The following is a 6,772-nucleotide window of genomic DNA, read 5'->3' on the forward strand; positions in this document are numbered from 1 at the left end:
GCTCGGTCCGCAGGCATGCTGTATGTTCCCGCCGCTGGAGCGGGTGGACCGTACGTCCCGTCCGGAACGCTGATTCAGGTGGATCCCGGCGGGTCCGCGACCGTCGCTGTCGGCAACGTCGTGAAGTCCCCAGAGGGACGCCCGGTGACCTTGGCCAATCCGCGTAGCCTCGCCTGGTCGCCGAACGCCATCATCGACTCTGTCGCGACCTCTACAGGTGGGCTCGGTCGATTCGAGATCAAGGCGGGCAAGACTCTCGGGCCCGCCGCTGTTGTGGCTCGGGTTGTGGATGGCAGTGAGAAGGCAACTGACCGCCCGCGTTGGGTGAGCATCCCGGTTCAGGTGGGAGAGCCCGGCCCCCTGATGCGCTGTCCCACCGAGCCTCTTGTCCTCCCGGCCGGCGGAGACCCGCTGACGCTGCCGATCACGCAGTTGTGTCACGTCTGGAATGCGGACCCGGCGGCCTTGGCGAAGCAGACCTACACCGCACATTGGGAGCCGGGCGCCGAGGTAGCGGATGTGAGGATCAGCGGAGGCGGAACTTCGACCGTGGCGCTGGAGGCGGGCGCCGCCGTGCGTGCCACGACCGGTCGCCTGATGGTCACGGCCGACGGAACGAAGTCGAGCGCCGTTCTGCAGATTTCGGCAGAGTCGGTGGCCCCGCCGGTTGTGTCACCGATCCGGTTGGATCACGTGCGTGGTGGGCAGCCCGTCGTCGTGGATGTGGCGGACTATGTGTCGAGTCAGCTGCGCAAGCCGCAAATCGGGATCACTAATCTCACTGCTCGCGGCAGTAGTGACGTCGCCGCCACGGTCGACGGCACGCGCATCACGTTCCGCCCGGGCGACAAGGCGGTCGGCCTGGCCGAGTTCGACCTTGAGGTCAGTGACTCGCCGGGTGCCCCCGACACGCGTCGTGCGCGGTCACTGATCTCCCTCGACGTCTTCGGCGTCCCCGAACCGCCGACGAACGTCCGAGCTAGCGCCTCGGCGGTCAACGGAACCGTCGACCTGAGCTGGAGCCCCGGCGCCGCCAATGGTTCTCCGATCGAGCATTTCGTCGTGGAGGGGGGTCCGCACACACAGGAGTGCGTCGCGTCACCGTGCACGATCAAAGGCTTGCCGACCGATAAGAGCGTGAGCTTCCGAGTGCGGGCCGTCAATGAGGCAGGCGCGAGCGACCTGTCGGCCCCGTCCGAGCCGATCACGGTGCTCGTCCGCCCGGATGCCATGAACGGCGTCGCGATCGAGGCCTCGGGTGACGGGTGGCTCGACGTCAGTTGGCGTGGACCGTCCTCGGGTGGAAAGGTGGATAGCTACTACGTCACCTGGCCGTCCAACCACGCGACCCCGGCCGCATCCTCGACCGGCACGCGCATTTCTGGCTTGGATAACAACCAGGTGACAACGGTCTGCGTGCGGGCCGTGAACGAGGCCGGCGACGGGCCGGAGATCTGCGTGGACGGCCAGTCCGCCGGTCCGCCGGACGCCCCGGTCTGGGTCGGACAGACGCGCGGCTCCGCCAGCGTGACCCTGGCCTGGACAGCGGTGCCACCGAATGGCCCCGGCACGGTCGTCTATCACGTGCGCAGTGAGCCATCCGGGCGGTCCTGCGACACCAGCGCAACGTCCTGCGTCGTCGCCATGTCCAACGACGGATCGAACTACACGTTTTATGTTCGCGCCGAGACCACCGTGGGCCAGTCCGCGGAAGTGGCCTCGGCTCCCTATGTGGACGCAGGGACCCCCGAGCCCTTCATCAGCGTGAGCGTGGAACCCACCGGGGACAACAAAACGGTCACCGCCACTTTTCAGGCCGGCGCAACCAATGGCGGTGAGGGAACCGTGACGGCCCGAGTGGGAAAGAAAGACCAGGGCTGGGCCCCGATCCCGGCGGAAGGGGGTTGGGGCACATTGACGCTAACGCTGTCGGCCAATGGCACACCGACCGAAATTGTTCTGAGGAATTGCACTGCTCCGGACCAATGCTCGTACAGCGATGCGCAGACGGTCGAGTCGTATGGCCCAATATCGGCCCCGACGATATCGGTTGAACAGGACGGTGAGTACGCCCTGTTCTCGATCTCGGGAGAGGCGAATGGTCGCGAGGGCACGACCCTTTTCGTCACGGGCAACCCCGGAGGCGAGGCCTCTGCTCAGAGCAAACTGGGTTCCTTCCAGACCGAAACGATCAAGGTCTTCGTCGGCTATGGCAACTCCATAAGCGTTACTGGCTTGCTGGACGATGGAGTTACGCAACTCAACGCGGTGCCTGTCACGATGACGATAGAGCCACCGCCGCGCGCGCCTAAGGTGACGGTCCTGTCCACGCCTGCGACTGGGTGTCCGAATGAATTGTCCCCGTGTCAATCGATCAGCGTTGAGTTGACTGACTTCAGCCCCTCGACGCCCGAATGCCAAGTGACCTATCAGGATCCGATCGACACGACCCCCTTTGAGAAGTTATTCACGGCGATATCGTCTCCCTATTCGCTCGGTCTCTTCGATGGCAACAACATCACGATCGTATGTAAAGACGAGATTTACGGCGATATTAGCGGATCACTTTGATTATGACAGGAGTAACGATGATCAGGAATGAGGAAGTCCAGTGGTTCGCCACCACCTTCGGCCGCGTGGCGGACAATATCGAGATCGGTGTGCGTGGGAAAAGCCATGTTGTCCGGCTGACGCTGACCTGCCTCTTTGCTGGCGGGCACCTGCTCCTAGAGGACAATCCCGGAACGGGCAAGACCCAATTGGCCAAGGCGCTGGCCAATTCGATTCGGGGCACGCATAGCCGGATTCAGTTCACCCCGGACCTCTTGCCCACCGACATCACGGGGGTAATGGTCTATGACCAGCGCGATCAGCGCTTCTCCTTCCGGAAGGGCCCGATCTTTGCCACCATCGTGCTGGCGGATGAGATCAATCGGGCGTCGCCCAAGACGCAGTCAGCTCTCTTGGAGGTCATGGAGGAGGGGCGCGTCACGGCTGATGGTGTCGGGCATACGGTCGGCTCCCCGTTCATGGTGATCGCTACCCAGAACCCCATCGAGCAGGCGGGCACCTACCGACTTCCCGAAGCACAGCTCGATCGCTTCCTGATGAAGACCTCGATCGGGTATCCCGCGTATGACATCACGGTGGCTCTGCTCGCGGACGCCGAGAACCGCGACCGCAGCGCTGCAGTCGAGCCGGTCATTGCCGCGGAGGCCGTCGATCAGATGACAGCGATGGTCACCGGCGTTCATGTCGATGCCGCGATCTTGAGTTATGTGGCCCGACTGTCCGAGGAGTCTCGACGTCACCCCAACGTCTCGCTGGGGCTCAGCGTGCGGGGCGGGCTCGCCTTCATCCGCTGTGCAAAAGTTTGGGCGGTCTCTCAGGGGCGCGGCTATGTCGTCCCCGAGGACATCAACGACCTCGCGCATCCCGTCTTGGCGCACCGCATCCTGCTCAGTGACGAGGCTCAATTCACCGGAGTGCAGATCGCCAGCGTTATCGACGAACTGATGAACGATGTCGCGGCGCCCGCCTACCGCGCCGGGTGATCCCCAGCGCGAGCGCGGCATACCGCGACGCAACGCCTTGACTGCTCGCGTGGGTGAGGTGCGCTCCGCCGCGCAGGAGCGATGGCTGGCGGCCCAGCCCCGGCTCGAGCCGGTCTCTCGGGCTGTGCGATGTGTGTCACCACTGGGCTGGATGGTCCTGGGGGCGAGCGTCGGGTCGTGGCTGCTGGCGGCGCTTTTTGGGTGGACAGAGTTCGCGTTCGTCGCCGCGGCCCTTCTCGCGTTGTTCCTGCTGGCCTGTATGTTCACGATCGGCCGAACGCGCATTGACGTCGGTCTGCGCGTGCATCCCACCCGGGTCACCGCCGGTGACGTGGCCGTCGCCGAGGTCCGTGTGCGCAACACTGGCAGCGGTAGGTTGCTGCCTGTCCCGCTCGAACTGCCCTGCGGTGACACCTCCGCCCGATTTCTCGTGCCGGGACTTCGGCCGGGAGCCGAGCATGACGACGTGGTGATGTTGCCCTCACAGCGCCGCGGCATCTATCCCATCGGGCCCATCACGACCTTGCGCGGTGATCCGCTCGGGCTCATCCGGCGCGTCCTCTCGTGGACGGGCACGGTCGACTTCATCGTCCACCCGCCGACGGTGTTCGTTGATGCGTTCGGCACCGGCGTTCTGCGCGACCTCGAAGGCCGCACGACCAACGACACGTCCTTAAGCGACCTGGCGTTCCAGGCCCTGCGCGAATACGTCCCGGGGGATGACCAGCGGCACATCCACTGGGGCGCTACGGCGACCCGGTCCAGTCTTAGTGGGTCGACATCCTTGATGGTGCGGCAGTTCCTCGACACTCGGCGCACGCACGCCGGCATCATCCTGGACGCCTCCCGCGGTGCCTACGCCGATGACGGCGAATTCGAGGTTGCTGTGCAAGTGGCCGCCTCATTGGCCCAGCGGGCGGTGCGCGACAAGGTCGACCTTTCTCAAGCGAGCGGTTCCTTGGTGCTCACCTACGCCAAGGGCCATGTGGCCATGGACCTCTATGCCCGCGTCGAGTTGGGGGACCAGCGCATCGACCTCGTTGCAGCTCGATTGGCACGGTGCTCACCCAACATGAGCACGGTCATCATCGTGACGGGGTCCCGCGCGGCGATGGACGCCGTCACGCAGGCCGCCGGGGTGTTTTCCACGCGGGTCAACGTCGTGATGATGCAGGTCGTGCCGGGTGCGGAGTTGGCCCGTCAACGATCGGTCGGCCGCGTGCTGGTCACGCTCGGCGATCTCGCCGATCTGCCACGGGCGCTCGCGGCAGGGGCACCACAGTGACGGCACTCGAACTCAGCCGGTCAGTCTTCGCGTCGCGGACGCGAGGCGCGAGCACGAGCCAACGACACGAGTCCATGGACCTCGCCTTTGCCGGTAGTCTCGCGATCCTTGCCCTCCTTCCCTGGATGACGACCTTCGACGGGCCAAGCTTCCTCGCCGCTGGTGGAATCGGAGCCGCGATCGGTCTTGCCTGCGCCTATCTCTCCCTATGGTTGAGACGAACCTGGCTCCTTGTGCCCCTCCTCCTCGTGGCGTATGCCGCGGGGGCATTCATCGCCGCTCGCTCTGGTGCCGACGAGGCGGCAGGACGACTGCCCTGGCTTCGTGTAGGTATCACGGGATGGAAGCAACTCCTGACGACGATGCCGCCTGTCGACGCGTCATCGAGCTTGGTCGCCCTTCCGTTCCTCCTGGGACTGGTGGGTTCGGCAGCGGGCTACGTGATCGCGCGGTCGTCCGCCGGCCCATGGCAGGCAGCCCTGCCGGCGGTAGCCACTGCTGTGCTCACCGTTGTCCTCGGCGCCCGTGACGCGTGGCATCCCGCCCTGACCTCGCTCACGATTGCCGCGGCCATTGTCGTGTGGGCGTCCCTGCGCCGTCGGCGTCATTTGCGCATCGTGGGCACGGGAGCCGGGGTGGCGCAACAGGGGGCATTGGCTGCGGCGTTGCTCGTGGTCGCCGGACTTGTGGGCTGGGTCGCAGGCCCTCATCTGCCTGGGGTTGCGCCGGATCGGTTCGTCGCGCGCAATGTCATCGATCCCCCTTTCGACGTGAATCAGTACGCCTCGCCCCTGCTGGCCTTCCGCAAGTTTGGGCGGCACGCAGGTCTCTATTACGACCGTGAACTTATGACGGTCACCGGGCTTCCCCCCGACAGCCGGCTGAGAATTGCGGTGCTCGACTACTACACCGGTTCCGTATGGAGCGCCGGCAGTGGCGTCGTCGATTCCGGCGGGGTGTTCCAGAAGGTCGGACGCACCATCCGGACCGACGGATCGGGTTCCGATGTCATTGAGACGGCGCGCGTCGTCCTAGCCCCCGATGCGGTCACCCTGCCGGAGCTCGCGGTGTGGGTCCCCGGCGTGGGTCCGTGGACGTCGGTCCATTTCGATGGTCCTCGGGCGGCGCTGCTGAGGGAATCATTGCGCTACAACACCGTGACGGGGCAGGGTTTGGTCCCCGCACGATTGCAGCCGGGCGACGTGGTGACCGTGACGGGCGCCGCGGTGCGCGACATCCCCCGCGACGGAATTCAGCCTGCGGGCACTCCACCGGTCTCGGCGGAGAGCGTCGCGTTCGTCTCCGACGCGGTCGACTCCTTCGTCGGCGAGACGGGTGGCACGCCGTGGCAGCAGCTGCAAGCAGTAGCCAAAGTGCTGCAAAGCGGCGCGTACGACGACGGAACCACTGCCAACAGGGCGCTGTGGCCCGGCCACGGCAAGGGTCGGATCAGCGACCTGCTCGCCGGAGGGGATCGGATGGTGGGCAGCGACGAGCAGTACGCCGCGGCATACGCGCTCATGGCTAACGAGATGCAGGTTCCGGCGCGCGTGGTGCTCGGGGCCCTCGTTCCCAAGGACGGGCGCGTGACGGGCGCGAGCATGCGGGCGTGGGTGGAACTCCAGGCCGATTCCGGCGAGTGGTTCGCGGTGCCCAACAAGCTCTTCATGCCGGATTTCGGACGGACTCCAGCCGACCTGCCGGAGCAGCCGGCCACGCCGCCGAGCCGGGACGCGATCCCGCCCGCTCCAGCGAAGGGCGCACCGGGGTCTATCGATTCCCTGTCCGAGGTCGATCCCGCCGCCTTGCGTGCCAGTGGGCGCACGGGTGGCTCGACCCCGGGAGGCAGCGGTGCGGGAGATTGGTTCAGCGTCCCTGCGTGGGTGACCGCCGGATCGCGCATTCTCGGGCCGCCACTTGGCGGGCTGGCCGC

Annotated in this window: 4 protein-coding genes; all 4 read left to right on the forward strand. The window is 66.0% G+C overall.

The features are described from left to right. The first annotated feature begins 597 nt into the window (after positions 1–597). Positions 598–2,571, forward strand: a complete 1,974-nt coding sequence (locus BN13_RS16655; RefSeq protein ID WP_162199992.1) for a fibronectin type III domain-containing protein — start codon at positions 598–600, stop codon at positions 2,569–2,571. Between the two features lie 17 nt (positions 2,572–2,588). Then, a complete protein-coding gene (locus BN13_RS16660; RefSeq protein WP_235434099.1) occupies positions 2,589–3,554 on the forward strand; it encodes an AAA family ATPase in 966 nt (321 codons plus the stop codon). Continuing rightward, complete coding sequence (locus BN13_RS16665) at positions 3,523–4,839, forward strand: DUF58 domain-containing protein (RefSeq protein WP_048548299.1); 1,317 nt, start codon at positions 3,523–3,525, stop codon at positions 4,837–4,839. The genes BN13_RS16660 and BN13_RS16665 overlap by 32 nt, the downstream gene beginning before the upstream one ends. 74 nt (positions 4,840–4,913) lie before the next feature. Continuing rightward, positions 4,914–6,772, forward strand: a 1,859-nt coding sequence (locus BN13_RS16670) for a transglutaminaseTgpA domain-containing protein (protein WP_048548301.1), incomplete at its 3' end; no start/stop codon positions are given.

This window comes from Nostocoides jenkinsii Ben 74 (assembly GCF_001046875.1).
Lineage (GTDB): Bacteria > Actinomycetota > Actinomycetes > Actinomycetales > Dermatophilaceae > Nostocoides_A > Nostocoides_A jenkinsii.

Excerpts from the sequence above, each read along its gene's own strand:
- BN13_RS16665 (WP_048548299.1), top strand. The coding sequence starts at position 3,523 with ATGTCGCGGCGCCCGCCTACCGCGCCGGGTGATCCCCAGCGCGAGCGC.
- BN13_RS16660 (WP_235434099.1), top strand. The coding sequence starts at position 2,589 with ATGATCAGGAATGAGGAAGTCCAGTGGTTCGCCACCACCTTCGGCCGC.
- BN13_RS16655 (WP_162199992.1), top strand. The coding sequence starts at position 598 with ATGGTCACGGCCGACGGAACGAAGTCGAGCGCCGTTCTGCAGATTTCG.